Source organism: Sphingobium sp. B2 (assembly GCF_007693735.1).
In the GTDB taxonomy this organism is placed as follows: Bacteria; Pseudomonadota; Alphaproteobacteria; order Sphingomonadales; family Sphingomonadaceae; genus Sphingobium; species Sphingobium xenophagum.
Genome location: NZ_VDBZ01000001.1, coordinates 1,385,465 through 1,409,285, shown reverse-complemented (window position 1 = coordinate 1,409,285; position 23,821 = coordinate 1,385,465). Strand labels below are relative to the sequence as shown.

Annotated in this window: 17 protein-coding genes and 1 tRNA gene; 15 read left to right on the top strand and 3 right to left on the bottom strand. The window is 64.0% G+C overall.

Annotated features, from left to right (window positions below):
- Window positions 1–6: 6 nt before the first annotated feature.
- On the bottom strand, window positions 7–123 hold the full coding sequence (locus FE851_RS06905; RefSeq protein WP_026002628.1) for an entericidin A/B family lipoprotein: 117 nt from the start codon (window positions 121–123) through the stop codon (window positions 7–9).
- 140 nt (window positions 124–263) lie between these two features.
- Here FE851_RS06905 and FE851_RS06900 point away from each other — a divergent pair.
- From FE851_RS06900 to FE851_RS06870, 7 genes are all read left to right on the top strand, one after another.
- Window positions 264–338 (top strand) — tRNA-Val (locus FE851_RS06900).
- Window positions 339–457: 119 nt separating this feature from the next.
- On the top strand, window positions 458–2,686 hold the full coding sequence (locus tag FE851_RS06895) for a S9 family peptidase (protein WP_145200968.1): 2,229 nt from the start codon (window positions 458–460) through the stop codon (window positions 2,684–2,686).
- Window positions 2,687–2,839: 153 nt separating this feature from the next.
- Window positions 2,840–3,865, top strand: coding sequence for an aspartate-semialdehyde dehydrogenase (locus FE851_RS06890; protein ID WP_019052123.1), 1,026 nt, complete (start codon window positions 2,840–2,842; stop codon window positions 3,863–3,865).
- Between the two features lie 7 nt (window positions 3,866–3,872).
- Complete coding sequence (locus tag FE851_RS06885) at window positions 3,873–4,544, top strand: DUF2238 domain-containing protein (protein WP_145200965.1); 672 nt, start codon at window positions 3,873–3,875, stop codon at window positions 4,542–4,544.
- 10 nt (window positions 4,545–4,554) lie between these two features.
- Window positions 4,555–5,316, top strand: a complete 762-nt coding sequence (locus FE851_RS06880; RefSeq protein WP_145200962.1) for an alpha/beta fold hydrolase — start codon at window positions 4,555–4,557, stop codon at window positions 5,314–5,316.
- 55 nt (window positions 5,317–5,371) lie between these two features.
- Window positions 5,372–7,249, top strand: a complete 1,878-nt coding sequence (locus tag FE851_RS06875; protein WP_145200959.1) for a M2 family metallopeptidase — start codon at window positions 5,372–5,374, stop codon at window positions 7,247–7,249.
- Window positions 7,250–7,280: 31 nt separating this feature from the next.
- Complete coding sequence (locus FE851_RS06870; RefSeq protein WP_145200956.1) at window positions 7,281–8,432, top strand: sensor domain-containing diguanylate cyclase; 1,152 nt, start codon at window positions 7,281–7,283, stop codon at window positions 8,430–8,432.
- 8 nt (window positions 8,433–8,440) lie between these two features.
- Here the strand turns inward: FE851_RS06870 and FE851_RS06865 are convergent, their stop codons facing one another.
- Window positions 8,441–9,895, bottom strand: coding sequence for an AMP nucleosidase (locus FE851_RS06865; RefSeq protein ID WP_017184415.1), 1,455 nt, complete (start codon window positions 9,893–9,895; stop codon window positions 8,441–8,443).
- A 73-nt stretch (window positions 9,896–9,968) separates the two neighbouring features.
- Window positions 9,969–10,451: a peroxiredoxin gene (locus FE851_RS06860; protein ID WP_026002626.1), complete on the bottom strand. Its 483-nt coding sequence runs from the start codon at window positions 10,449–10,451 to the stop codon at window positions 9,969–9,971.
- 99 nt (window positions 10,452–10,550) lie between these two features.
- Here FE851_RS06860 and FE851_RS06855 point away from each other — a divergent pair, with 99 nt between their 5' ends.
- From FE851_RS06855 to addA, 8 genes are all read left to right on the top strand, one after another.
- Complete coding sequence (locus FE851_RS06855) at window positions 10,551–11,132, top strand: YqgE/AlgH family protein (RefSeq protein ID WP_017184413.1); 582 nt, start codon at window positions 10,551–10,553, stop codon at window positions 11,130–11,132.
- Between the two features lie 155 nt (window positions 11,133–11,287).
- A complete protein-coding gene (ahcY, locus tag FE851_RS06850) occupies window positions 11,288–12,706 on the top strand; it encodes an adenosylhomocysteinase (protein ID WP_017184412.1) in 1,419 nt (472 codons plus the stop codon).
- Between the two features lie 266 nt (window positions 12,707–12,972).
- On the top strand, window positions 12,973–15,318 hold the full coding sequence (locus tag FE851_RS06845) for a PAS domain-containing sensor histidine kinase (protein ID WP_107123931.1): 2,346 nt from the start codon (window positions 12,973–12,975) through the stop codon (window positions 15,316–15,318).
- A complete protein-coding gene (gene tsaE, locus FE851_RS06840; RefSeq protein WP_145200953.1) occupies window positions 15,311–15,769 on the top strand; it encodes a tRNA (adenosine(37)-N6)-threonylcarbamoyltransferase complex ATPase subunit type 1 TsaE in 459 nt (152 codons plus the stop codon). The genes FE851_RS06845 and tsaE overlap by 8 nt, the downstream gene beginning before the upstream one ends.
- Entirely contained in the window at window positions 15,766–16,752 is a 987-nt protein-coding gene (locus FE851_RS06835) for an aminoglycoside phosphotransferase family protein (protein ID WP_145200950.1), read from the top strand. Before tsaE ends, FE851_RS06835 begins: the two co-directional genes overlap by 4 nt.
- Window positions 16,749–17,459: a nucleotidyltransferase family protein gene (locus tag FE851_RS06830; protein ID WP_145200947.1), complete on the top strand. Its 711-nt coding sequence runs from the start codon at window positions 16,749–16,751 to the stop codon at window positions 17,457–17,459. The genes FE851_RS06835 and FE851_RS06830 overlap by 4 nt, the downstream gene beginning before the upstream one ends.
- The gene (gene addB, locus FE851_RS06825) at window positions 17,452–20,421 is read left to right on the top strand and encodes a double-strand break repair protein AddB (protein WP_145200944.1); all 2,970 of its coding nucleotides are present in this window, start codon (window positions 17,452–17,454) and stop codon (window positions 20,419–20,421) included. The genes FE851_RS06830 and addB overlap by 8 nt, the downstream gene beginning before the upstream one ends.
- Window positions 20,402–23,803 carry a double-strand break repair helicase AddA gene (gene addA / locus FE851_RS06820; protein ID WP_145200941.1) on the top strand — a complete coding sequence of 1,134 codons (3,402 nt, stop codon included), beginning with the start codon at window positions 20,402–20,404 and terminating at the stop codon, window positions 23,801–23,803. Before addB ends, addA begins: the two co-directional genes overlap by 20 nt.
- Window positions 23,804–23,821 lie beyond the last annotated feature (18 nt).

Here is a 23,821-nt window from a genome sequence, read left to right as displayed (position 1 = left end):
GATCGGTCAGTGCATCACTTCTTTGCCGGCCCGACCAACAGATTCAATATCGCGTCCTACGCCCTGCACCGTATTGCAGGCGGCCAGCGTAGCCAGAATGGCCAGAAACAGCGCCTTACGCATTAAGTCGTCACTCCATATTTGCGGCATGATCATTTTAAGCGCTTGGGCGACGCTGTGCAAAGGCGCAATTTGCGCGCGCCCATGCTGCCGCGCTTGACAGGGCGCGCCAGCGATGCCAATGGCCGCCTCCTCCCGAAAGGGGGCGCGTAGCTCAGTGGTAGAGCACACCCTTCACACGGGTGGGGTCGTAGGTTCAATCCCTACCGCGCCCACCATGGCTTGGCTGCCATGGACGGGACAGATTATTTCCCTGCATTGATCTTTTCAGTCTCATGGGGCTAATCATTGCCCTTGATCCGGTGGCCTGTAGGGCCGCCGACGTGAAAGGATGTCGATGCCGCCCTATCTGAAATCCGGCGCAGCGCTTGGCGTGCTGCTGATGCTGTCCACCGCGCCTGTCATCGCGCAGGAAAAGCTGACGCTCGAGAGAGTTTTTGCCAGCCCTGACCTGGCAGGACCGCAGCCGCGGGCGCTTAAACTGTCGCCGGACGGTACGCTCGTCACCCTGCTCAAACCGCGCGCCGACGAAAAGGAGCGGCTGGACCTGTGGGCGATCGACACGCGCACCGGCAAGCAGCGGATGCTGGTCGATTCGCGCAAGACCGGCAGCGGCGCGGCGCTATCCGAAGCGGAAAAGATGCAGCGCGAACGCGACCGCTCCGTCGCGGGGAGCACCGGCATCACCAGCTATGACTGGTCGCCGGATGGCAAGAGCATCCTGGTGCCGGTCGATGGCGACCTTTATCTTGCGGCGCTGGATGGCAAGGTGCAGCGGCTGACCGATACGCCTGACGGCGAATTGAATGGCGTTGTCAGCCCCAAAGGCGGTTTCGTGTCTTTCGTGCGCGGCGGCAACCTGTTCGTACAGCCGATCGGCGGTGCGGAACGGCAGGTAACGCAAGGGAGCAGCGATACGGTCAGCTGGGGCGTTGCCGAATTTGTCGCGCAGGAAGAAATGGACCGGCGCACCGGCTATTGGTGGTCGCCCGACGACAGCCTGATTGCGGTTGCGCGGGTCGATGAAAGCCCGGTCGGCATCGTCACCCGTACCGCAATTGGCGGGGAGGGCACGACAGTCTATCAGCAGCGTTACCCCGCCGCCGGGACGCCCAATGCGATCGTCGACCTCTATGTCATGAAGCCGGACGGGTCGGGCCAGTTGAAGGTCGATCTGGGATCGGATCGGGACATTTATCTGGCGCGGGTCGACTGGGCGAAGGATGGCCGCACGCTCTATGTCCAGCGCGAAGCGCGCGACCAGAAGCGGCTCGACCTGCTGGCAGTCGATCCTGCGACCGGCAAGGCCAAGGTCATTCTGAGCGAAACGGCCAAAAGCTGGATCAACCTGAGCGACAATTTCCATCCCCTGTCGGGCGGCGATTTCCTGTGGTGGTCCGAAAAGAGCGGCCATGGTCATCTCTACCGCGTCCATGACGGCAAATGGACGGCGCTGACCAATGGCGACTGGGAGGTCAAGACGCTGGTGGCGGTCGACGAAAAAGCGGGGCTGGCCTATTTCACCGGCAATCGCGAAACACCGCTGGAACAGCAGCTTTACAGTGCCCCCATCACGCGACCGGCTGCCGCGCGCCAGATTACGGCCAGCGGCTGGTGGAATGACGCGGTGATGGACGCCGCCGCCAGCCGCGCCGTCATCACGCGCCAGAATAGCGATCAGCCCAAGCAGGTCTATCTGGCCGACAATAGCGGCAAGCAATTGCAGTGGCTGTCCGAAAATGCGCTGAAGGGCGACCATCCCTATGCGCCCTATCTGGCGAGTCATGCCAAAACCCGGTTCGGCACGATCAAGGCGGCGGACGGAACGACGCTCTATACCAAAATCATGACCCCGCCGATCGAGGCGGGAAAGCGCTATCCGGTGTTCATGATCCATTATGGCGGGCCGGGCGGCGGGCGACAGGTGACGAACACATGGTCCGGCGCGCTGAACCAGTATCTGGTCGACCGCGGCTGGATCGTCTTTGCGGTCGACAATCGTGGCACGCCCGATCGCGGCAAGGCGTTCGAGGATCATCTCTATCGCGCGATGGGAACAGTCGAGGTGACGGATCAACTGGCAGGCGTGGATTGGCTAAAGGCCCAGCCGTTCGTCGATCCCAAGCGGATCGCGACCTATGGCTGGTCCTATGGCGGCTATATGTCGTTGAAGCTGCTGGAAAAGGCACCGGGCGTTTTCGCGGCGGCCGTGGCGGGTGCACCAGTCACGAAGTGGGAGTTGTACGACACCCATTACACCGAACGCTATCTGGGGATGCCGCAGGACAAGCCCAGCGCCTATCCGGCATCAGGCGCGATCGACGAGGCGGTGAAGATCAGTGATCCTTTGATACTGATCCACGGCATGTCGGACGACAATGTGGTGTTCGACAATGCCACTGCCTTGATGGCCAAGATGCAGGGCGCGGCGGTGCCGTTCGAGATGATGGCCTATCCCGGCCAGACCCACCGCGTCGGCGGGCCGGGGATCAGCGTGCATCTGTGGCGCACGATTGAGGATTTTCTGGCCCGGCGCGGGATAGCGCCCGACGCCGCCAAACCATAGGAGACAGGCGGCAACGGGCGTTGCGGCATCGCGGCAACGTCCAGCGGGAAAAGCTGACCTTTCGCGCAACAAAGGGCTTGCCACTGGACAAATGACGCAACGCCGCTATGCCGCCCACTCCGCAATATCTGCATCGGAGTGGAGTGTTCAGTCATGGGTTACAGGGTCGTCGTCGTAGGTGCCACCGGGAATGTGGGCCGCGAAATGCTGACCATTCTCGCCGAGCGCGAGTTCCCGATTGACGAGATCGCCGCGGTCGCATCGTCGCGGTCGCAGGGTCTGGCCGTCGATTTCGGTGAAACCGGCAAGACGATCAAATGCCAGAATATCGAACATTTCGACTTTAGCGGCTGGGACATCGCCCTGTTCGCGGCGGGCAGCGGCCCGACCGCCGAATATGCGCCCAAGGCGGCGGCAGCCGGCTGCGTCGTGATCGACAATAGTTCGCTGTACCGCATGGACCCGGACGTGCCGCTGATCGTGCCCGAAGTGAACCCGGACGCGATCGACGGCTATACCAAGCGCAACATCATCGCCAACCCCAACTGCTCGACCGCGCAGATGGTGGTCGCCCTGAAGCCGCTGCATGACGCCGCGACGATCAAGCGCGTGGTCGTATCCACCTATCAGTCGGTGTCCGGCGCGGGCAAGGCGGGCATGGACGAACTGTTCGAGCAGTCGCGCAACATCTTCGTCGGTGATCCGGCGGAGCCCAAGAAGTTCACCAAGCAGATCGCCTTCAACGTCATCCCGCATATCGACGTTTTCCTGGACGATGGTTCGACCAAGGAAGAATGGAAGATGGTCGCGGAAACCAAGAAGATCCTCGATCCCAAGATCAAGCTGACCGCCACCTGCGTGCGCGTGCCGGTGTTCGTGGGTCATTCCGAAGCGATCAACATCGAGTTCGAGAATGAAATTTCCGCCAAGGAAGCGCAAGACATATTGCGTGAAGCGCCCGGCATCATGCTGGTCGATAAGCGCGAGGATGGCGGCTATATCACGCCAATCGAATGTGTCGGCGACTTTGCGACCTTCATCAGCCGCGTGCGTGAGGATTCGACCGTGGACAATGGCCTGACGCTCTGGTGCGTCAGTGACAATCTGCGCAAGGGTGCGGCGCTGAACGCGGTGCAGATCGCCGAACTGCTGGGCCGCCGTCACCTCAAGAAGGGGTGACGACCCCATGATCTCCGGCGCTGCCGCTCTCTGGAACGCTGTTCCTGTTGCGCAGCGCCGGATGATCCTCTCGCTCATTGTGGCGATCGGCCTCGCCAACATCGCCCAGCCCTATCCTGAACTTGCGCCACTACAACATGGGCCAACCATTGCGCTGATCGCTGCCGCGCCCTGGCTGCTTCGACGCTGGCCGTTGTCCAACGGCGCTGTTGCGTGCATCTGGCTCTTTCTCCTGCTCCATACACTCGGCGCGCGCTGGATTTATTCCTATGTGCCCTATGATGATTGGGCGCGGGCGTTGGCAGGGCATGACCTGTCATCCTTGTTCGGGACGTCGCGCAATGGCTATGACAGGTTGGTTCATTTTGCGTTCGGCATGCTGCTGACAATGCCTCTGGCGCAAAGCGCGCATCGCTTCGGTGGCTTGCGCCGCGGATGGAGCCTGACCTTCGCCTTCGCCGCCATCGGTTTGGGCAGCGCGCTTTACGAAATATTCGAATGGCTGCTTACGGTGATCGCGGCTGGCGAGACGGCTGACTATTATAATGGCCAGCAAGGCGATGTCTGGGACGCACAGAAAGATATGGCGGCGGCCCAACTGGGCAGTGCGCTGACGCTGATCGCGCTCTTGCACCCCCGCGCCGGACGCCATATCGGCAAGCCGCCCACCGCTGCGTAAGGATTACTCCATGACCGACCTGACCATCGAACGCCATGACATCAAGGGCTTTGATGGCCTGCCGATCGCCGTGCATGTGGCGGGGGAGGGCCGGGATCTGGTGCTGATCCACGGCTATTTTTCCAACGCCTTCACCAACTGGATTCGCTACGGTCATGCCGCGAAACTGGTTGAGGCGGGCTTCCGCCTGATCATGCCCGACCTGCGCGGCCATGGAGAAAGCGGGAAGCCGCATGATATTGCCGCCTATCCGCCCGACGCCCTGACCGAAGACGGGCTGGCACTGGTCGATCAACTGGGGCTGACCGACTATGATCTGGGTGGCTATTCGCTGGGTGCGCGCACGACCGTGCGGATGCTGGCACGCGGAGCGACGCCGCGGCGGGTGATCCTGGCGGGGATGGGCCTGCGCGGGCTGGTCCAGACGCTCGACAATGGCGGCTATTACAGGAATGTGCTGACGAACCTTGGCACGTTCGAGCGTGGCACGTCGGAATGGATGACGGAAGCCTTCCTCAAGACCACCAAGGGTGATCCGGTGGCGATGCTCCATATCCTGAACACCTTTGTCGATACGCCGCGCGAGACAATCGCTGCCATTCAGCAGCCGACCGAAATCATCTGCGGCGCGGACGACCGCGATAATGGCGTGGCGCAGGAACTGGCGGATGTGCTGCCCGATGGGCGCTATGTCGAAATACCGGGCAATCACATGAATGCTGTCACCCGCAAGGAGATGGGGCAGGCAATGGCCGATTTCCTGACCGCTTGACTGTATCGTCCGGGCAAGTCACCTTCCTCTTCATAAGCCTATGAGGGGAACTCCCGTGAAAATCGCCATCTCGCTTGCCGCGCTTGCGGCCGCACTCACTGTATCGCCCGTCCTTGCCCAGCAAACGCCCGCACCGACGGCAGCCGAAGCCGAAGCTTTCCTTGCGAAGGCGGAAAAGGCGATGTTCGAACATTCGCTGATCTCCAACCGTGCCGACTGGGTCAATTCCACCTATCTGAATGACGACAGCGACGCCGTGGCCGCCTATTTCGGCGCCATCCGCACGTCCATGAATGTCGATTATGCGCTTGAGGCGGCGAAATATGCCACCGCGCCTGGCCTGTCGGCCGAAACGAAGCGCCGCCTGGACCTGCTGCGCACCGCGCTGACCCTGCCTGCGCCGACCACGCCGGGCGCGGCGCAGCAACTCAATGATCTCGCGACACGGCTCCAGTCCACCTATGGCAAGGGGAAGGGAACGCTCAAGGGCCAGCCGATCAATGGCAGCGACATTGAGGAGCAGATGGGGAACAACCGCAACCCCGAAGAACTGAAAGAGATGTGGGTCAGTTGGCACGACAATGTTGGCGCGCCGATGCGGGACGATTACGCCAAGCTGGTCGATATCGCCAATGCCGGCGCCAGGGAGTTGGGCTTTGCCGATACCGGGGCGATGTGGCGGTCCAAATATGACATGCCAGCCGATGATTTTGCCAAGCTGACCGACAAGATCTGGGCGGAGGTGAAGCCGCTCTATGACCAGTTGCATTGCTATACCCGCGCCAAGCTCAACGAGAAATATGGCGATGCGGTGCAGCCGGCGACGGGACCGATCCGCGCCGACCTGCTGGGCAATATGTGGGCGCAATCCTGGGGCAATATCTATGATGTCGTCGCGCCCAAGGGCGCAGGCGACCTGGGCTATGACGTCGGGGCGTTGCTGAAGGCCAAGGGTTATGTCGAAACCCGACCCGCTCAGGTCGACACCCCCGACACGCCGGAAAAGCAGCAGCGCGGCTATTGGGAAAAGCAGATGTTCAAAATCGGCGAGGGCTTTTATTCCTCGCTGGGCTTTGCGCCGCTGCCGGAGACGTTCTGGGAACGCACCCAGTTCATCAAGCCGCTGGACCGCGAAGTCGTCTGCCATGCATCTGCATGGGATATCGACAACAAGGACGACATACGCGTCAAGATGTGCACGAAGGTCAACAGCGACGACTTCGTGACCATCCATCATGAGTTGGGCCATAATTATTACCAGCGCGCCTATCAGAATCAGAAGCCGCTTTATCTGGATGGGGCGAATGACGGCTTCCATGAAGCGATCGGCGATTTCGTCGCTTTGTCGATCACGCCCGATTATCTGGTGAAGATCGGCTTGCTGGACGCAAGCAAGGTGCCCGGGCCAGACAAGGATATTGGCCTGTTGCTGCGTCAGGCGATGGACAAGGTTGCGTTTCTGCCCTTTGGCCTGCTGGTCGACAAATGGCGCTGGGGCGTATTCAGCGGCGCGATACCGCAGAGCCAGTATGAAAAGGGCTGGACCGACCTGCGCCGCCAATATCAGGGTATCGTCCCGCCGGTGACCCGCGATGAAACCAAGTTCGACGCGGGGGCGAAATTCCATATTCCGGGGAATACCCCCTACACCCGCTATTTCCTGGCAGGGATTTTGCAGCAGCAATTTTACGAAGCGGCGTGCAAACAGGCAGGCTGGAAGGGGCCGCTCCATCGCTGTTCCTTCTACGGAAACAAGGCTGTCGGCGCCAAGTTGAACGCGATGCTGGAAATGGGTGCCTCCAAGCCATGGCCCGATGCGTTGCAGGCTTTCACTGGAACGCGCGAGATTTCGGGCAAGGCGATGACCGCTTATTTCGCACCGTTGCAAAAATGGCTCGTCCAGCAGAACAAAGGCAAGTCTTGCGGCTGGTAATCGCCAAGTAAAGCCAGTAAAGGCCAGGCCCGTGGACCCGGCGATCATCATCATTGCTTTGCTCTTCTTCACCAGCGTCATCATGGCGCTGGCGATGGGGGTGGCGTGGTTACATTTTGGACGCCAGGTCCATGTGTTGAGCTGGACGCTGTCCTACAGCGCCGCAATGGTCCAGTGGATCGCCAATGCGGCGGGCATTATGTTGAAAAGCGGCCCGCTGATGGCGCTGGCGGCATGCTGCATCGTCGTCAGCGGTACGCTGGTGGTGGCGGGGGTGCGCCAGCGGTCGGGACAGCCTGTACCCTGGCGATTAATGCTGGGCGCGGGATCAGTCGTGGCGGTCGGCGGCATCTATGCGGCGATGATCCATGATCGCGCGCTTCAGGGCATGATCGTGCCGGGCTATGTCGGCATATTGATGCTGTGTTCGGCTGCCTCCCTCTGGCCCCGCGACCGACGGTTCAATGCACCGGAAATGGCCTTTTTCACCATGTTCCTGCTGTTCGCGCTGTTTCAGACGGCCCTGGCCGTCAGCGCCGCCGCCAATCTGGGCCAGGCGCCGGGCGCGGGCTTGGTCACCTATCGCGCGATATTGGGCCTTGGCCTGCCGTCCATCTATGTTGGCACGGGCGTGGCCGCCGTCATGGTGGTCGCGGGCGATCTGGCGCACCAGTTGCGGCGGCAGATGCGGCATGATCCGCTGACGGACGTGCTCAACCGGCGCGGGTTGGATGAGGCCGCCGTGCGCGCCATCGCCAATGCCCGGCGTTATGGCCGCCCGCTGGCGCTGGTCGTGTGTGATCTTGACGGGTTCAAGGCTTTGAATGACGGGCATGGCCATATCGCTGGGGACGCTGCCCTGCGCGGTTTTGCCCAGTTGCTGGGCAGCGCCGTCCGCCGCGGCGATATCGTCGCGCGGATGGGCGGCGATGAATTCGGGCTGCTGCTGGTAGAGACGGACGCAGCCGCCGCCGCCGACGTCATGGAGCGGGTGCGCGCGGAGATTGGTTGCCTGATCCTGCCCAACGCCCCGCACGCCCGGTTGCGCGCCAGCTTTGGCGTCGCGCAATTGCAGGCGGGCGACCAGCAACTGGACGACATGGTCGCCCGTGCTGACGCTGCCCTTTACGACGCCAAGCGTGACGGCAAGGACCGCGTCGCCATCTGGCGCGCGGCTGCCTGATCAACACCTTATCTGAATGGCGGCTCGTTGAACGCGCGCAGCTTGCGGCTGTGCAGCTTTGCGCCCCCTTCTCGCAGCAGTTCGCAGGTCATTAGCCCAACGCGCAAGTGGCTGGCAATCGCTTCCTCATAGAAGCGGTTGGCCTGGCCCGGCAGTTTGAGTTCGCCATGGATCGGCTTGTCGGAAACGCATAGCAACGTGCCATAGGGTACCCTGAAGCGGTAGCCCTGGGCCGCGATGGTGGCGGATTCCATGTCGATGCCGACCGCGCGCGACAGGCTGAAGCGCAGGGCGGAACTGGAATAGCGCAGCTCCCAGTTGCGATCATCGGTCGTGACGACCGTGCCGGTACGCAAGCGACGCTTGAAATCTTCCGGGTCGCGCCCCCCAAGCACGGCTTCTGCCGCCTGAGCCATCGCCACCTGCACCTCCGCAATGGCCGGGATCGGAATTTCCGGCGGCAGCATGGCGTCCAGCACCTTGTCATCGCGCAGATAGGCGTGGGCCAGCACATAGTCGCCGATCCGCTGGCTGGGGCGCAGCCCGCCGCAATGGCCGATCATCAGCCAGGCTTCCGGGCGCAGCACCGCCAGATGATCGCAGATCGTCTTGGCATTGGACGGACCGACACCGATATTGACAAGCGTGATGCCGCTGCCGTCTGGCGCGATCAGGTGATAGGCTGGCATCTGATGCTTGCGCCAGGCGCTGTCGGCGATCATCTGAGCCGGATCGGCGGTTTCGGGGGTGACATAGACGCCACCAGCCCCCGACAAAGCGGTAAAGCGGTTGCCGTCCCGCTGCAATTCCGCGCAGGCCCAGCTGACGAACTCATCGACATAGCGATGATAGTTGGTGAACAGGATGTAGCGCTGCATATGTTCGGCGGGCGTGCCGGTATAATGTTTCAGACGCGCCAGCGAAAAGTCGGTGCGCAGACCATCGAACAGCGCCAGCGGCCGATCACCGTCCGCATCCGGCATGAACAGGCCATCGGCAATCTCGTCGCCAATCTCGGCCAGTTCGGTCGTGGGGAAATAGCGCGCCAGTTCGGTTGGGGGCGTGCCGTCGAGCGCCCCCATGTCCAGCCCGTCCAGAACATAGGGAAAGGGGATTTGCTGGTGACTGAGGCCGGTTTCGACCTCCACCCCATAGTCGCGGACGAGCAGGTCGATCTGTTCAGCCAGATAATCGGCGAACATCGCGGGACGGGTAATGGTGGTGACATAGCGGCCCGGTTTGGACAGGCGGGCGAAGGACCGGCCGGGCGGCGGCGCGTCGCTGTCACCATGATAGGTGATGCGCAATTCGGGATAGCAGAAACGCTGGTCGTGCCGCGCTTGCGGCGGAGGGACGCTGCCGTCGCGACCGTAAGCGCGCATGGCGTCGCGCAATGTTTCGATGGATGTCTGATAGAGGCGGTCAAGTTGCGCGACCGTTGCGCTGCCGATGCTTTGTGTCATCGCCCCTTGCTAACGCAGTTGCATGACGGAAGGAAGTCGGCGCGCGATCGAAAATGCACGCCGACTTCTGGAATTAAAGCTGGCCCAGCATATGGTCGGCCGATGACAGTTTGAAATCGCCGGGGGCTTCGACATTGAGTTCGGCCACGACGCCGTCCTTCACGATCATGGAGAAGCGCTGGCCGCGCTGGCCAAGGCCGAATTTGCTGCCATCCATGGTCAGGCCAACGGCCTTGGCGAAATCGCCATTGCCATCGGCGAGCATCGTCACCTTGCCATCGGCACCGGCAGACTTACCCCAAGCGCCCATCACGAAAGCGTCGTTGACGGCGGTGCAGGCGATTTCATCGACGCCCTTTTCCTTCAGCGCACCGGCCTTGTCGATGAAGCCGGGCAGATGCTTGGCAGAGCAGGTGGGCGTAAATGCGCCGGGAACGGAAAAGACCGCGACCGTGCGGCCCGCGAAATATTCGTCCGACGTCACGGGCTCCGGGCCATCCTCGGTCATTTTCGTGAATGTCGTACTGGGAAGGCGGTCGCCCTTAGCAATGGTCATGGTCATTCTCCTGAAACTGACGAGGGCGCAGGTCGTTGCTGCCGGGCGGACTGTCAAGGGCGGGGACGGAATATGCCGCGAGATCCTTGGCATCATCCCATGTTGGTCTATATTCCGGTGATGGACCAGACCAGTTTCTTTGGCGGGCATTTCCTGCTCGCATTGCCCGGCATGGCTGATGCGCGGTTCGATCATAGCGTGGTCGCGCTGTGCGTTCATGACGCCGAAGGCGCAATGGGCATAGCGGTAGGGGAGGAAATGGAAGGCGTCAGCCTGCATGGCCTGCTCGACAGTTTCGACATTGACGGCAGCGCGATCCCCGACAGGCCCGTCCTGCGCGGCGGTCCGGTCGAACCGCGGCGCGGCTTTGTCCTCCATTCGCTCGACTGGTCGGGGCAGGACATGGTGCAGGTCGGTACGCAATGGGGCTTGTCCGGATCGCTCGACATATTGAAGGCGATTGCGCAGGGACGCGGGCCGAGCCGGTATCTCGTCGCGCTTGGCTATGCCGGGTGGGGCGCCGGACAATTGGAACGCGAGATGACGAGCGACAGCTGGTTTCTGGCACCGGGCAATGCCGACCTGTTGTTCGACGTGCCCACCCATCGCAAATGGGCCGCTTCCTATGCCGCAGCCGGTGTCGATTCGTCGCATCTGGTGCGCGGGGCCGGTTCGGCCTGACGCAGGTTTCGGTCGACCGGCAGGGTCATCACATAAAGAAATCTTTATATCGAGTTGCCACGGGCGGCGGCGGTTGGTAAAGCGCTTGCCATCGCCGCCGCCCGGACCTTTTTCCAGCGGTACAGGCATCATTTCAAGTTTACGGAGACACGATCGTGGCCACCGCTTCCGCCACCCAGGCGCAGGATTATGTGATCGCCGATATCGCCCTGGCCGATTTTGGCCGCAAGGAAATGGATATCGCCGAAACCGAAATGCCGGGCCTGATGGCCCTGCGCGCGGAATTCGGCCCGTCGCAGCCGTTGAAGGGCGCGCGCATCACCGGATCGCTGCACATGACGATCCAGACCGCCGTGCTGATCGAAACGCTGACCGCGCTGGGCGCTCAGGTTCGCTGGGCGACCTGCAACATCTATTCGACGCAAGACCATGCCGCCGCCGCGATCGCCGCTTCGGGCGTGCCGGTATTCGCCATCAAGGGCGAAACGCTGCAGGAATATTGGGACTATGTCGAACGCATTTTCGACTGGCACACCGATCCGTCGGGCGTTGCCAACATGATCCTGGACGATGGCGGCGACGCCACCATGTTCGCCCTGTGGGGCGCGCGGGTCGAAGCGGGCGAGGAACTGTTCACCCCGTCGAACGAGGAAGAGGAAATCTTCTGCGCGGTGCTGAAGCGCGTGCTGAAGGAACGCCCCGGTTTCCTGACCAAAACGGTTCAGTCGATCAAGGGCGTGTCGGAAGAAACCACCACCGGCGTCCATCGCCTCTATGAACTGGCCAAGAAGGGCAAGCTGCCTTTCCCCGCGATCAACGTGAACGACAGCGTCACCAAGTCGAAGTTCGACAATCTTTACGGCTGCAAGGAATCGCTGGTCGACGCGATCCGTCGCGGCACCGACGTCATGCTGGCCGGCAAGGTCGCGTGCGTCGCCGGCTTCGGCGATGTCGGCAAGGGATCGGCCGCCTCGCTCCGCAATGGCGGCGCGCGCGTGCTCGTGACCGAAGTCGATCCGATCTGCGCGCTGCAGGCGGCGATGGAAGGCTATGAAGTCGTGACGATGGAAGAGGCCGCCCCGCGCGCCGACATTTTCGTCACCGCGACCGGCAATGAAGGCGTGCTGACCGTCGATCACATGCGCGCGATGAAGAATATGGCGATCGTGTCCAACATCGGCCATTTCGACAGCGAGATCGAGATTGCGGGCCTGAACAACATGAAATGGACCGAGATCAAGCCGCAGGTGGACGAAGTCGAGTTCCCCGACGGCAAGAAGATCATCGTCCTGTCAAAGGGGCGCCTAGTCAATCTGGGCAATGCCACCGGCCACCCCAGCTTCGTGATGTCGGCCAGCTTCACCAACCAGACGCTGGCGCAGATCGAACTGTGGACCAAGAGCGATCAGTATCGCAACGAAGTCTATGTCCTGCCCAAGCATCTGGACGAAAAGGTCGCCGAACTGCATCTGGAAAAGCTCGGCGTGAAGCTCACCAAGCTGAGCCAGCGTCAGGCCGATTATATCGGCGTGCCGGTCGAAGGGCCGTTCAAGCCCGACCATTACCGCTACTGATCAGCGACCATCCTCCCCTTTAAGGGGAGGTGTCGGGCCGCAGGCCAGACGGAGGGGTGTCCTGCTTTCGATAGGGCGACACCCCTCCATCAGCACGCCGTGCTGCCACCTCCCCCGCAAGGGGGAGGATTTGTTTTGGTCTGCTTTTACGCGCTGGCCTCAATTCTTTGCATCGCCTTCTTCCCGCTGCGCCCGACTTGCGTTAGTCCGGGCATGATTATGAATAGCGACACGCAGTTTCGGCGGAAATGGGAGCAGAGGGCGCAATGACGCTGACCCCCATGGCCGCCATCATATTGGGCATCGTGCTGGCCCTGTGGCTGGGCGCCGCGGTGTGGGCGCTGGCCAGCGGACAGCGGATGCGACGCGAGGGGATGCAGGCGCAGGGTAAGCTCGATCGCCTTGCCATGCTGCTCGCTTCCGCACCGGCCGCCCCGGTGGTCATTCACCCTGATGGCAAGCTGGAAGCGGCTGATCGTCTCGCCAAATGGCTGGGCAAGCCCCGCGTCCCGACCTTTGCATCTGAACTGATCGCTGCCGACGGGGGATTGGAACCCGACGATGCCGCAGCGCTGGCGCGCGAAATCGCGTCTGCGCAAAAGGCGGGCAAGAGCTTTGCCCTGCCGGTGCGCGGTGTCGGGTCGTCACGCCTGCTGCTGGTCCGCGGCGCGCCTGCATCGCCCGGCCTGGCGTCAAACGGTGGCGTCGTGCTGTGGATATTCGACGCGACCGACAGCCAGTCCGAAATCCAGGCGCTCAAAGGCCAGGTCGACCAGTTGCGCGATGCGCTGGAAGCGCTGGCGGGACTGGTCGAGGCTGCACCCTTCCCGATGTGGCACCGCACCCCGGACTTGCGCCTGAGCCTGGTCAACAGCGCCTATGTCCGCGCGGTCGATGGTGCCGATGCGCGCGAAGTGATCGGCAGTGGCGTCGAACTGGTCGAGGCGGTGGGCGGCCTGACGCCGCAGGCCGCCGCCGCCGACGCATTGGCGCGCGGTGAGCCAATCGAACGCATGGTCCCTGCGACGATCGACGGCGAGCGGCGCACCATGCGCGTGGTCGACGTGCCGCTGGGCGAGGCTGGCGTCGCGGGCTATGCCGTCGACCAGCATCAACTGGAACAGGCACGGGTCGAACATCGCCGTCTGGAGGCGGCGCAGCGCGACTTGCTCGATCGCCTGTCCGCAGGCGTCGCCAGATTTGGCCCGGACCGGGCGCTCCGCTTCTGGAACCAGCCCTTCATCAGCCTGTTCGGCCTGCATCAGGACCAACTGGCCGACGCACCCCTGTTCGAACGGGTGCTGGACCAGATGCGCGACGCTCGCCGCCTGCCGGAACATCGCGACTTTCCGGCATGGCGCGGCGAACGGCGCGACTGGTTCCTGTCCCCCGATCCGGTCGAGGAAAACTGGCTGTTGCAGGATGGCACCCATTTGCGTGTCTATGCCCAGCCTCTTCCCGATGGCGGCCTGCTGCTGATCTTCGAGGACCGGACCGAGCAGGTGCAGCTTTCGAGCGCGCGCGATACGCTGCTGCGCGTACGGACGGCGACGTTCGACAATCTGTTCGAATCGATTGGCGTCTTTTCGTCCGACGGTCGCCTTCAGATGTGGAACAGCCGGTTCCGCACCGTGTGGGGCGCGGATGAGGAAATGCTGGCGACCCATCCGCGCATAGATGACCTGATGCGCGCGGTGCAGGAACGACTGGCCAAGCCGCAACAGTCCAATCTGGTGCGCGAACTTGTCCGCGCGGCGACGGTCGAACGCAAGCAGCGGATCGGCCATGTCGGTTTTGCTGACGGGCGAACCTTCGAATTTGCCGCCATCCCGTTGCCAGACGGCAATGCGCTTTTCACCATGCTGGACGTGACCGACAGCCGCCGCGTCGAACAGGTACTGCGCGACCGCAATGTGGCGCTGGAACAAGCCGATGAAGTCAAGACCGCCTTCGTCACCAATATGAGCTACGAACTGCGTACGCCGCTGACCACCATTGCCGGCTTTGCCGAGATGATGAGCGCGGGCTATGCCGGGGAACTCAGCGCATCGGCCAAGGACTATGTCGATGGCATACTGCAAAGCACAGGCCGCCTGTCCATGCTGATCGACAATGTGCTGGACCTGACGCAGGGCGAGGCGGGGACGTTGCCGATCGATCGTGCGCCCGTCGATCTGGCAGCGGTTGCCCGTGCGAGCGCCGATCGTGTCCGCGCCGACGCCAACGCCAAGGGGATAGACCTGGCCGTCACGATCGACCCCAGCCTGGGTCAGGTGGAGGGGGACGCCCGCCGGATCGGGCAGGCGATCGATCATCTGCTCGAAAATGCCATATGTTATGGCGGCAGGAGCGCGCGCGTACTGCTGCATGGCGATGGTGGTGCTGATCGTGCCCGGATCGTCATTTCCGACAATGGGCCCGGCATCCCGGCGGTACAGCAGAAATTGCTGTTCGATCCGGCAGCCCGCGCCCGACAGGCACGTAGCGGGGGCAAGGCCGGGATCGGCTTGCCGCTCGCCCGCCAGCTGGCGCAGGCCCATGGCGGGACGCTGGAACTGGTGTCGCAGCCGGGTCAGGGGACGATGGTGGTGATCGAGTTGCCCCGTGGCTGACGTGGCGCTGTATCTGGTCGATGAAGCTGCGATGCTGGACCTTGGCCATCGCATCGCCACCCATGTGCGAATCGGCGATGTCATTGCGCTTGAAGGGGGGCTTGGGGCGGGCAAGACGACGCTGGCGCGCGGTATATTGGAAGCGTTGGGGTTGGCGGGCGAAGCGCCCAGTCCCAGCTTTGCGATCGTGCAGCCCTATGACGTGCCGGAAGTGCGATTGCCGGTCGCCCATGTCGATCTCTATCGGCTCGACACGCCGGAGGATACGGAGGAACTGGCGCTGGGCGACTATCTGATGGACAGTCTGTTGATCGTTGAATGGCCTGACCGGCTGGGTACGCGGCTATGGCCGCATGCGCTGCGTTTGAGCATTGCGATTGAAGGGGATGGCGCTCGGCGCTTGACAGCGGACGTGCCCGACGCTTGGACGGAGCGATGGTCACAGATATGATCCCCCCGGCCGCCGCGCCCGCTTTCCTTGGCCAAGCCGGATGGGGCGACGCCGCCATCGTGCCGCTGGCAGGCGATGCATCCTTCCGCCGCTATTTCCGTGTCGTCGACGGCGGACGCCGCGCGGTGCTGATGGATGCGCCACCGCCGCATGAAGACCCGCGCCCATTCATCGCTATCGCTGAACATCTGCTGGCGGACGGCTTTGCCGCGCCACGGATATTGGCCCGCGATCTGGAAGAGGGGCTGGTGCTCATAGAGGACTTCGGCAATCTGCGGGTCAAGGAACATCTGGACGATCAGCCGGACGCGGAACTTGCGGTCTATGGCCGCGCGATCGATTTGCTGACGGACCTCCACCGTTTGCCCGCAGCACCCGTGCCGCCCTATGACCGCGCGGTCTATCAGCGCGAAGTCGATTTGCTGACGCAATGGTATTGCCCGGCGATCGGCCTGACGGTCGATCAGGACGCCTATGTCGCGGCATGGGATGCGGTGCTGCCGATCGTCGAACAGTCCGCCAGCCCGACCGTCACGGTGCTGCGCGATTATCATGCAGAAAATATCATGCTGATCGACCGGGCGACGTCCCACGGCCTGGGCCTGCTCGATTTTCAGGACGCGCTTGCCGGGCATCCCGCCTATGATCTGGTGTCGCTGTTGCAGGATGCGCGGCGCGATGTGCCGCCGCAGGTCGAGGCAGCGATGCTGGCGCGATACAAGGCGATTGCCGCGCCGCCGCCCGATTTCGACGCCGCCTATGCGGTGCTGGGCGCGCAGCGGAACGCCAAGATTATCGGCATCTTCACCCGCCTTTGGCAGCGCGATGGCAAGCCGCGTTATCTCAGCTTCCTGCCGCGCATGTGGGATTTGCTGGAGCGCGATCTGGCGCACCCGGCGCTGGAACCGGTGGCGCAATGGTTCGCCGCCAACATACCGGCCGATCAACGCCATAGGGCGCTGGTGGAGTTCGCCCCGGCATGATCGACACAGCGATGTTGATGGCGGCGGGGCTTGGCAAGCGGATGCGTCCGCTCACCGCCACCCGGCCAAAGCCGCTGGTCAAGGTGGCTGGCAAGCCGCTGATGGACCATGCGCTCGACCGGCTGGAGGCTGGCGGCATCCGCAAGGTGATCGTCAATGTCCATTATCTCGCCGACACGGTCGAAGCGCATTTGCGCACGCGCAAGGGCGCCATGGCGTTTGCCGTCTCCAATGAGCGCGCCAAATTGCTGGAAACCGGCGGCGGCCTGATCCATGCCGCGCCGCTGCTGGGCGACAAACCCTTTTTCTGCGCCAATAGCGACAATCTGTGGATCGACGGGCCACAGGAAACGCTGGGAATGATGCAGCGCATCTGGAACCCGGACAGGATGGATGCGCTGCTGCTGCTGGTACCGCTCGCGCGCGCGCACTGCCATACTGGCCAGGGCGATTTTCATATGGACGCCAGCGGTCGGCTGACGCGGCGCAAGACGGCCCATGTCGCGCCGTTCGTCTTTACCGGCGTACAGATCATGTCGCCCGCGCTGCTGCGCGATCCGCCCGGTGACGTATTTTCGACCAATATTTTCTGGGACCGGGCGATCGAGGCGGGACGGCTCTATGGCGTTTCGCATCAGGGCCTGTGGTTCGATGTCGGTACGCCCAAAGCCATCCCTGTCGTGGAATCCATGATCACCCATGGGTGATCGCACGCGCCCCGCGCTATTTTCCATCCCGGCGCACCGCGCCTTTTCCGATGCGCTGGTTGCGGGCCTGTTGGCGCGCCATGGCGGCGATCCGATGGCGTTGGCGCAGGGCATGATCCTGCTGCCCAGCAATCGCGCGGTCCGCGCGGTCAGCGATGCGTTCGTGCGCGCGTCGGGCGGGGGGCTGTTGCTGCCGCGTCTGGTGGCCATCGGCGACCCGGATATTGGCGAGCAGGTCGGCAGCGCGCTCGAGCCGTTGGGGGAGGGGGACGCGCTGCCCCCGGCGATTGCGCCGATGCGCCGCCAGATGATCCTGGCGCGGATGGTGCAGCAGGTGAAGGGCGATATTGACGCCGGGCAGGCGCTGCAACTGGGGCAGGCGCTGGGCGCGGTGCTGGATCAGATGCAGGTGGAGCGGGTGCCAGTCACGGCGCTGCGCGACATCAGCCTGTCCGACGAATTGTCGCGACACTGGCAAACCTCGCTCCATCTGTTCGAGATCGTGATCGCCCGCTGGCCCGATGAACTGGCGCGGCTGGGCTGCATGGACCTGACCGAGCGGCGCAACCAGCTGTTCGACCGGCTGGCGGCGCGCTGGCGGGATCATCCGCCGTCGGGCTTTGTCGTGGCGGCGGGCATTGCGTCGACGGCTCCGGCGGTCGCGGGGCTGTTGCGCCGGATAGGCGAAATGCCGGGCGGCATGGTCGTGTTCGCCGGGCTGGACCAGCATATGGACGACGAAGCGTGGCAGGCGATCGGCCCCTTCGATCCCGATCCCGTCACCGGCCTGGCACCCGCCGGGCATGAAAGCCATCCGCAATATGCGCTGAAACGGCTGCTCCACGCCATGAGCGCGACCCGTGACGATGTGGCGCAATGGCGCTGGGGCAGCGAGCATGATGCGCGGGCAGTGCGCGGGCGCAATATCTCCAACGCAATGCTGCCGCCCCGGCTCACCAGTCGCTGGCGTGACCTGAAGACCGCAGACCGTTCGCTGGCGGGGGTCGCTGCGCTGGAAGTGGCGACGCCGGGCGAGGAAGCGCAGGCCATCGCCATCGCCCTGCGCGAGGCGCTGGAGACGGAGAAGCGCACCGCCGCGCTGGTGACGCCCGACCGGCAACTGGCGACGCGCGTATCTGCGCATCTCAAGCGCTGGGGCATAGAGGCGGACGATTCGGCGGGTTTGCCGCTTTCACGCTTGCCGCCCGGCACCTTGCTGATCGCGATAGCGCAGGCGGTGGCGGAACGGTTCGCGCCGGTCCCGCTGCTGACATTGCTTAAACATCCGCTGGTCCTGCGGGGCGAAGGGCGGCTGGCATGGCTGGAGGGTGTGCGCGCGCTCGACCTGCTGTTACGCGGGCCAAGGCCGCAGGCGGGACTGGCGGGGATCGACCTGCTGCTGATGCCGCGCGATGATGATCGCCAGCGGACCATACGCGGACAGGTGCGCGACTGGTGGCCCGCCGCGCGCGCCTTGCTGGAACCGCTGGAACGGGCCTTTGCCGTCGCAACCGATCTTGCCACGCAATTGGCCGCGATCCGCGAGCAGGCGGGCGCGCTGACGGGGGACGCCGTCTGGGCGGGGCATCAGGGGCATGCCGCCGCCGATCTGTTCGCCGAGATGGAGGGTGCCGCCGATGACGGCCCGCGCCAGGCGGACATGCGCGCGCTGCCGGTGCTGCTCGATCATGTGCTGGGCGGCGTGTCGGTGCGTCCGCCGCAGGGTGGCCACCCGCGCATTGCGATATTGGGGCTGATCGAGGCGCAACTGGTACAGGCGGATCTGATGATATTGGGCGGCCTGAACGAAGGCACATGGCCCGGCCTGCCCGCGCCCGATCCGTGGCTGGCGCCGCGTATCCGGCGGGAACTGGGCTTGCCGGGGGTGGAGACGCGCATTGGCCTGGCGGCCCATGATTTCGCCAGTGCGCTGGGTGCGCCCCATGTTCTGATCACGCGCGCGAAACGCGGGAGTGGTGGCCCGGCGGTGGCGTCGCGGCTCTGGTTGCGGCTGAAGGCTATGGCCGGGCCGCAATGGAAAGTGGCGGATAGCTATGCCGTGCTGGCGCGCGCCCTCGATACGCCCGCTATCCATAACCCTGTCGGCCGCCCCGCACCCGCGCCGCCTGCCTCGGTTCGCCCAACCGTCATCCCCGTCACTGATGTGGACCGGCTGAAGGCCGATCCTTTCGCATTCTACGCCCGGCGCATACTGCGGCTCGCACGGCTCGATCCGGTCGATGCCGATGCCGGACCGGCCTGGCGCGGAACGGCGGTGCATGACATCCTGCAGCAGTGGGCGGAGGCCGGGATACTGGACCCCGTCGATCTGGAAGCGCGCGCGCGCGCCATGTTCGACCGGCCAGAGGTCCATCCGCTGCTGCGCGCGCTCTGGCAGCCGCGCCTGATCGAGGCGATCCGATGGATCGCGGCGGAAGTGGTGCGCGACAAGGCGGAAGGACGCACCATCCTTGCCGTCGAAAAGGAAGGGCGCGCGGACATTGCCGAGGTGACGCTGATGGGCAAGGCGGACCGGATCGACCGCCTGCCCGACGGCACGCTGGGCATTATCGATTACAAGACCGGCAAGCCGCCCAGCGCGGCGCAGGTAAAGGCGGGCTTTGCGCTGCAATTGGGGCTGCTGGGCGTAATCGCCGAAAATGGCGGGTTTGACGGCATTACCGGGAACAGGACAGCCGGGGGCTTTGAATATTGGTCGCTTGCCAAGAAGGGCGATCAGTTCGGCTATCGCGAAAGCCCGGTCGATCCGATGGGCGCGCGCAACAAGATCGTCACGGACCAGTTTACCGACAGGGTCCATCAACAGTTTGAAGAACTGGCGCAGGCCTTCCTGCTGGGGACGGCGCCCTTCCGTGCGGAAATCAACCCCGAAGTCGCCAATTATGGCGATTATGACCAGCTGACGCGGCTGGAGGAATGGTATGGCCGCGACGATGGCTAAGGCGCTGCAACCCTTGCAGGGCAACCAAGCCCGCGCCGCCGCACCGGACGCGCATGTCTGGCTGTCGGCGTCGGCAGGGACCGGCAAGACCCATGTGCTGACCGCACGTGTGTTCCGCCTGCTGCTGCAAGGCGTACGGCCGGAAAATATATTGTGCCTGACCTTTACCAAGGCAGGCGCGGCGGAAATGGCTGATCGCATCCATGATCGGCTCGCCGCCTGGGTGCAGATGGACGGGCCCTCGCTCGCTGCCGACCTGAAAGCCTTGGGGGAAGATTTTGGTCCAGAAACGCTGGACGTTGCCCGACGGTTGTTTGCCGAAGTGCTGGAGTCGACCGGCGGCGGGCTGCGTATCCAGACGATCCATGGCTTTTGCCAGCAATTGCTGACCGCCTTTCCGCTGGAGGCGGACCTGACGCCCGGCTTCAGGCCGCTGGACCAGCGCGAACAGACCAATCTCGCCCGGCAGACGCTGGCCGACATGGTGGTGCGCGCGCATGAGAAGGGCGACGATGCGCTGTTCGCGGCGTTTCAGGCGATCAGCCTGCGGCTGGGCGAGGGTGGGGCGGAAAACTATCTTCTGCGGTGCGCGGCAAAGGGCGACGCACTGGAATATCTGCCCGATGCGATCACCCCCTGGGTCATGGCCGAACTTGGCCTGCCGGAGGGCGACATCGATCAATGGCTGGCCGACCAATGCGCGGACGCAAGCTTCGATATGCGCACGCTCGACCAGATCGTGCAGGTGAATGTGCAATGGGGCAAGAGCCGCGGGCTGGAACGGTGCGACCGGATTGCCGCGTGGCGCGCGCTTGACCCGGCAGGCCGGGCCGCCACCCTGTCCGACCTGCATCGCGCTTGGGCCAAGGCGGATGGCGAGATCATGCTGACGAAGGGGTGGGTGCCGCCGGTCGATGGCTATGCCGAAATGGCGACCCGGCTCTACGACCGCTGCGCCGAGTTGATCGCGATGAAGCTGCGCGCCGATTATGCGGCGCTGCTGGGGCAGGTGCTCCATGCCGGGCGGGCCTATGCGCGGGCCTATGCGCAGGCCAAGCAACTGGCCGGTGCTGTGGATTTCGACGACCTGATCGCCCGCGCCGCCGCGCTGCTGGAGCAGGACGGGATTGCGGAATGGATTCGTTACAAGCTGGACCAGCGGATCGACCATATATTGGTGGATGAGGCGCAGGATACCAACGCCGCCCAATGGCGCATCGTAAGGACGCTGGCGGAGGAATTTTTCGCAAGCGAGTGGCAGCCGGGCGACAAGGTGCGGACAATCTTCACCGTCGGCGATTTCAAGCAGGCCATTTTCGGCTTTCAGGGGACCAGCCCAGCCAATTTCGCGGCGGCGCAAATCCTGTTCCAGCGGGATGCCGACAATAGCGGCCATGATTTTCACAACCTGTCCCTCGACCAGAGCTTTCGTTCCACCCCGGCGGTGCTGGACGTGGTGGACCGCACCATTTCGACCCTGCGCGCCGATCGGCTGGGGCTGGAGTCGGGTGACGTCCATCATATCAGCGCCAACCGCCATCCGGGCGAAGTGCTGCTGTGGAAGCCGGTCGTCGCCAACCTGTCCGGCGAGGCCGAGGGCGAGGAGGATTGGGCCGCCGATCAGGAGCGGGTGCTGGCGCAGAAGATCGCGCAACAGATCAGGCAATGGATCGACGACGGGGTGATGCTCGAAAGCCGGGGGCGTCCGGTGCGGGCAGGGGACATCATGATCCTGGTCCGTCGCCGCAGCGAACTGGCCCGGCTGATCGTAGCGCGGCTTTATGAGGAGAAGGTGGCGGTTGCCGGGATCGACCGGCTACGGCTCAATGCGCCGCTGGCGGTGCGCGATCTGCTGGCGGCGCTGCGCTTTGCGGTGCAACCCGACGACGAGTTGAACATGGCGTCGCTATTGGTTTCGCCGCTGATCGGCTGGACCCAGGACGAATTGATGCACCGGCTGATCGGGCGCAAGACAGGGCTGTGGCGGCACCTGCTCCAGACGCAGGACGAAGAAACGCTCAAACCCTTACGCGATTTGCTGGCGGTCGCGGACCTGACGACGCCCTATCGCTATCTGGAGGGGATATTGTCGGGGCCGATGGATGGCCGCCGCCGCCTGATCGAACGGCTGGGAGCCGAAGCGGTCGATCCGATCGAGGAACTGCTCAACGCGGCGCTGGCGTTCGAGAGTGACGACCATCCCTCGCTCCAGCGCTTCATCGACTGGTTCGACCGGGGCGAGGTCGACATCGTGCGCGATGCGGCGGGGCAGGGCGACATGCTGCGCCTGCTGACGGTGCACGGCGCCAAGGGGTTGCAGGCGCCCGTCGTCATATTGGCCGATGCCTGCCTTGATCCCGATGCGGGCAATCGCGCGGATGCGCTGCTGTGGAACGGCCTGCCTATCCTTGCCCCGCGCAAGCCGGAGCGGCAGGGGCCGATCGGCGAGGTGGCCGAGCAGGCCGCCGCCGTCGAGCGGGAGGAGCATTGGCGACTGCTCTATGTCGCCCTGACCCGCGCAGAGGAAAAACTGATCGTCGCCGGATCGCTGGGACCAAGGGCGAAGGGCGAAGTGAAGGCTGAAAGCTGGTTCGCGGCGGTGGAAGGCGCGATGGCTTCGCTGGGCGCGGAGTGGGAGGCGGACCCGCTATGGGGCGCAAGGCGGCGCTGGCTGGGGACGCAGGATTTGCCATCGCGGAAGGCAGAGCCGGAAGCCCCTCAGGAGCAAGTCGCCGCCGACATACCCGACTGGCTGCGTCGGCCCGCGCCAGTGGAAGCGCGCCCGCCGCGTCCGCTCGCCCCGTCCGCGCCGGTCGAGGACGACGTGCCTTATCCGCCGCCCACTCCCGCGATGCGCGCGGCTGCGGAGCGTGGGCGATGGCTCCATGCCCTGTTCGAACGGTTGCCAGGTGTCGAGCCTGAACGTCGCTGGGACGCCGCCGACCGCTGGCTGCTGCAGCAGGGGGCGGACGATGCGGCGGTTCGGCAGGATATTGTCGCGCAGGCGCTACAGGTGATCGAAGCACCCGAGTTTGCCGACCTGTTCAGCCCCAATGCGCTCGCCGAAGCGCCTATTGCGGCGGTGGTTGGCGAAGCGGTGATCGCCGGGACTGTGGACCGGCTATGTGTTGGCCCGGATCGCATCCAGTTGGTGGACTTCAAGACCGGACGGATCGCGCCAATCGGCGTGGACGAGGTGCCCACGGCACATGTCCGTCAGATGGCCGCCTATGCCGCCGCACTGGCCGTCATCTTCCCCGACCGGACGATCGAAGTGGGACTGCTTTACACCAGCGCCGCACGGCTCATCACCCTGCCGCCTGCCTTGCTGGCAGCGCACAAGCCGGGCTTTGTTGCCGCGCAGGAGAATTTGCCGCTCTGACCCGTTGAGCCGGATGCG

Bases quoted from the DNA above. Each gene is read 5' to 3' on its own strand.
- FE851_RS06905 (WP_026002628.1), bottom strand. From the start codon at position 123: ATGCGTAAGGCGCTGTTTCTGGCCATTCTGGCTACGCTGGCCGCCTGC.
- FE851_RS06895 (WP_145200968.1), top strand. From the start codon at position 458: ATGCCGCCCTATCTGAAATCCGGCGCAGCGCTTGGCGTGCTGCTGATG.
- FE851_RS06890 (WP_019052123.1), top strand. From the start codon at position 2,840: ATGGGTTACAGGGTCGTCGTCGTAGGTGCCACCGGGAATGTGGGCCGC.
- FE851_RS06885 (WP_145200965.1), top strand. From the start codon at position 3,873: ATGATCTCCGGCGCTGCCGCTCTCTGGAACGCTGTTCCTGTTGCGCAG.
- FE851_RS06880 (WP_145200962.1), top strand. From the start codon at position 4,555: ATGACCGACCTGACCATCGAACGCCATGACATCAAGGGCTTTGATGGC.
- FE851_RS06865 (WP_017184415.1), bottom strand. From the start codon at position 9,895: ATGACACAAAGCATCGGCAGCGCAACGGTCGCGCAACTTGACCGCCTC.
- FE851_RS06860 (WP_026002626.1), bottom strand. From the start codon at position 10,451: ATGACCATTGCTAAGGGCGACCGCCTTCCCAGTACGACATTCACGAAA.
- FE851_RS06855 (WP_017184413.1), top strand. From the start codon at position 10,551: ATGTTGGTCTATATTCCGGTGATGGACCAGACCAGTTTCTTTGGCGGG.
- FE851_RS06845 (WP_107123931.1), top strand. From the start codon at position 12,973: ATGACGCTGACCCCCATGGCCGCCATCATATTGGGCATCGTGCTGGCC.
- FE851_RS06835 (WP_145200950.1), top strand. From the start codon at position 15,766: ATGATCCCCCCGGCCGCCGCGCCCGCTTTCCTTGGCCAAGCCGGATGG.
- FE851_RS06830 (WP_145200947.1), top strand. From the start codon at position 16,749: ATGATCGACACAGCGATGTTGATGGCGGCGGGGCTTGGCAAGCGGATG.
- addB (WP_145200944.1), top strand. From the start codon at position 17,452: ATGGGTGATCGCACGCGCCCCGCGCTATTTTCCATCCCGGCGCACCGC.
- addA (WP_145200941.1), top strand. From the start codon at position 20,402: ATGGCCGCGACGATGGCTAAGGCGCTGCAACCCTTGCAGGGCAACCAA.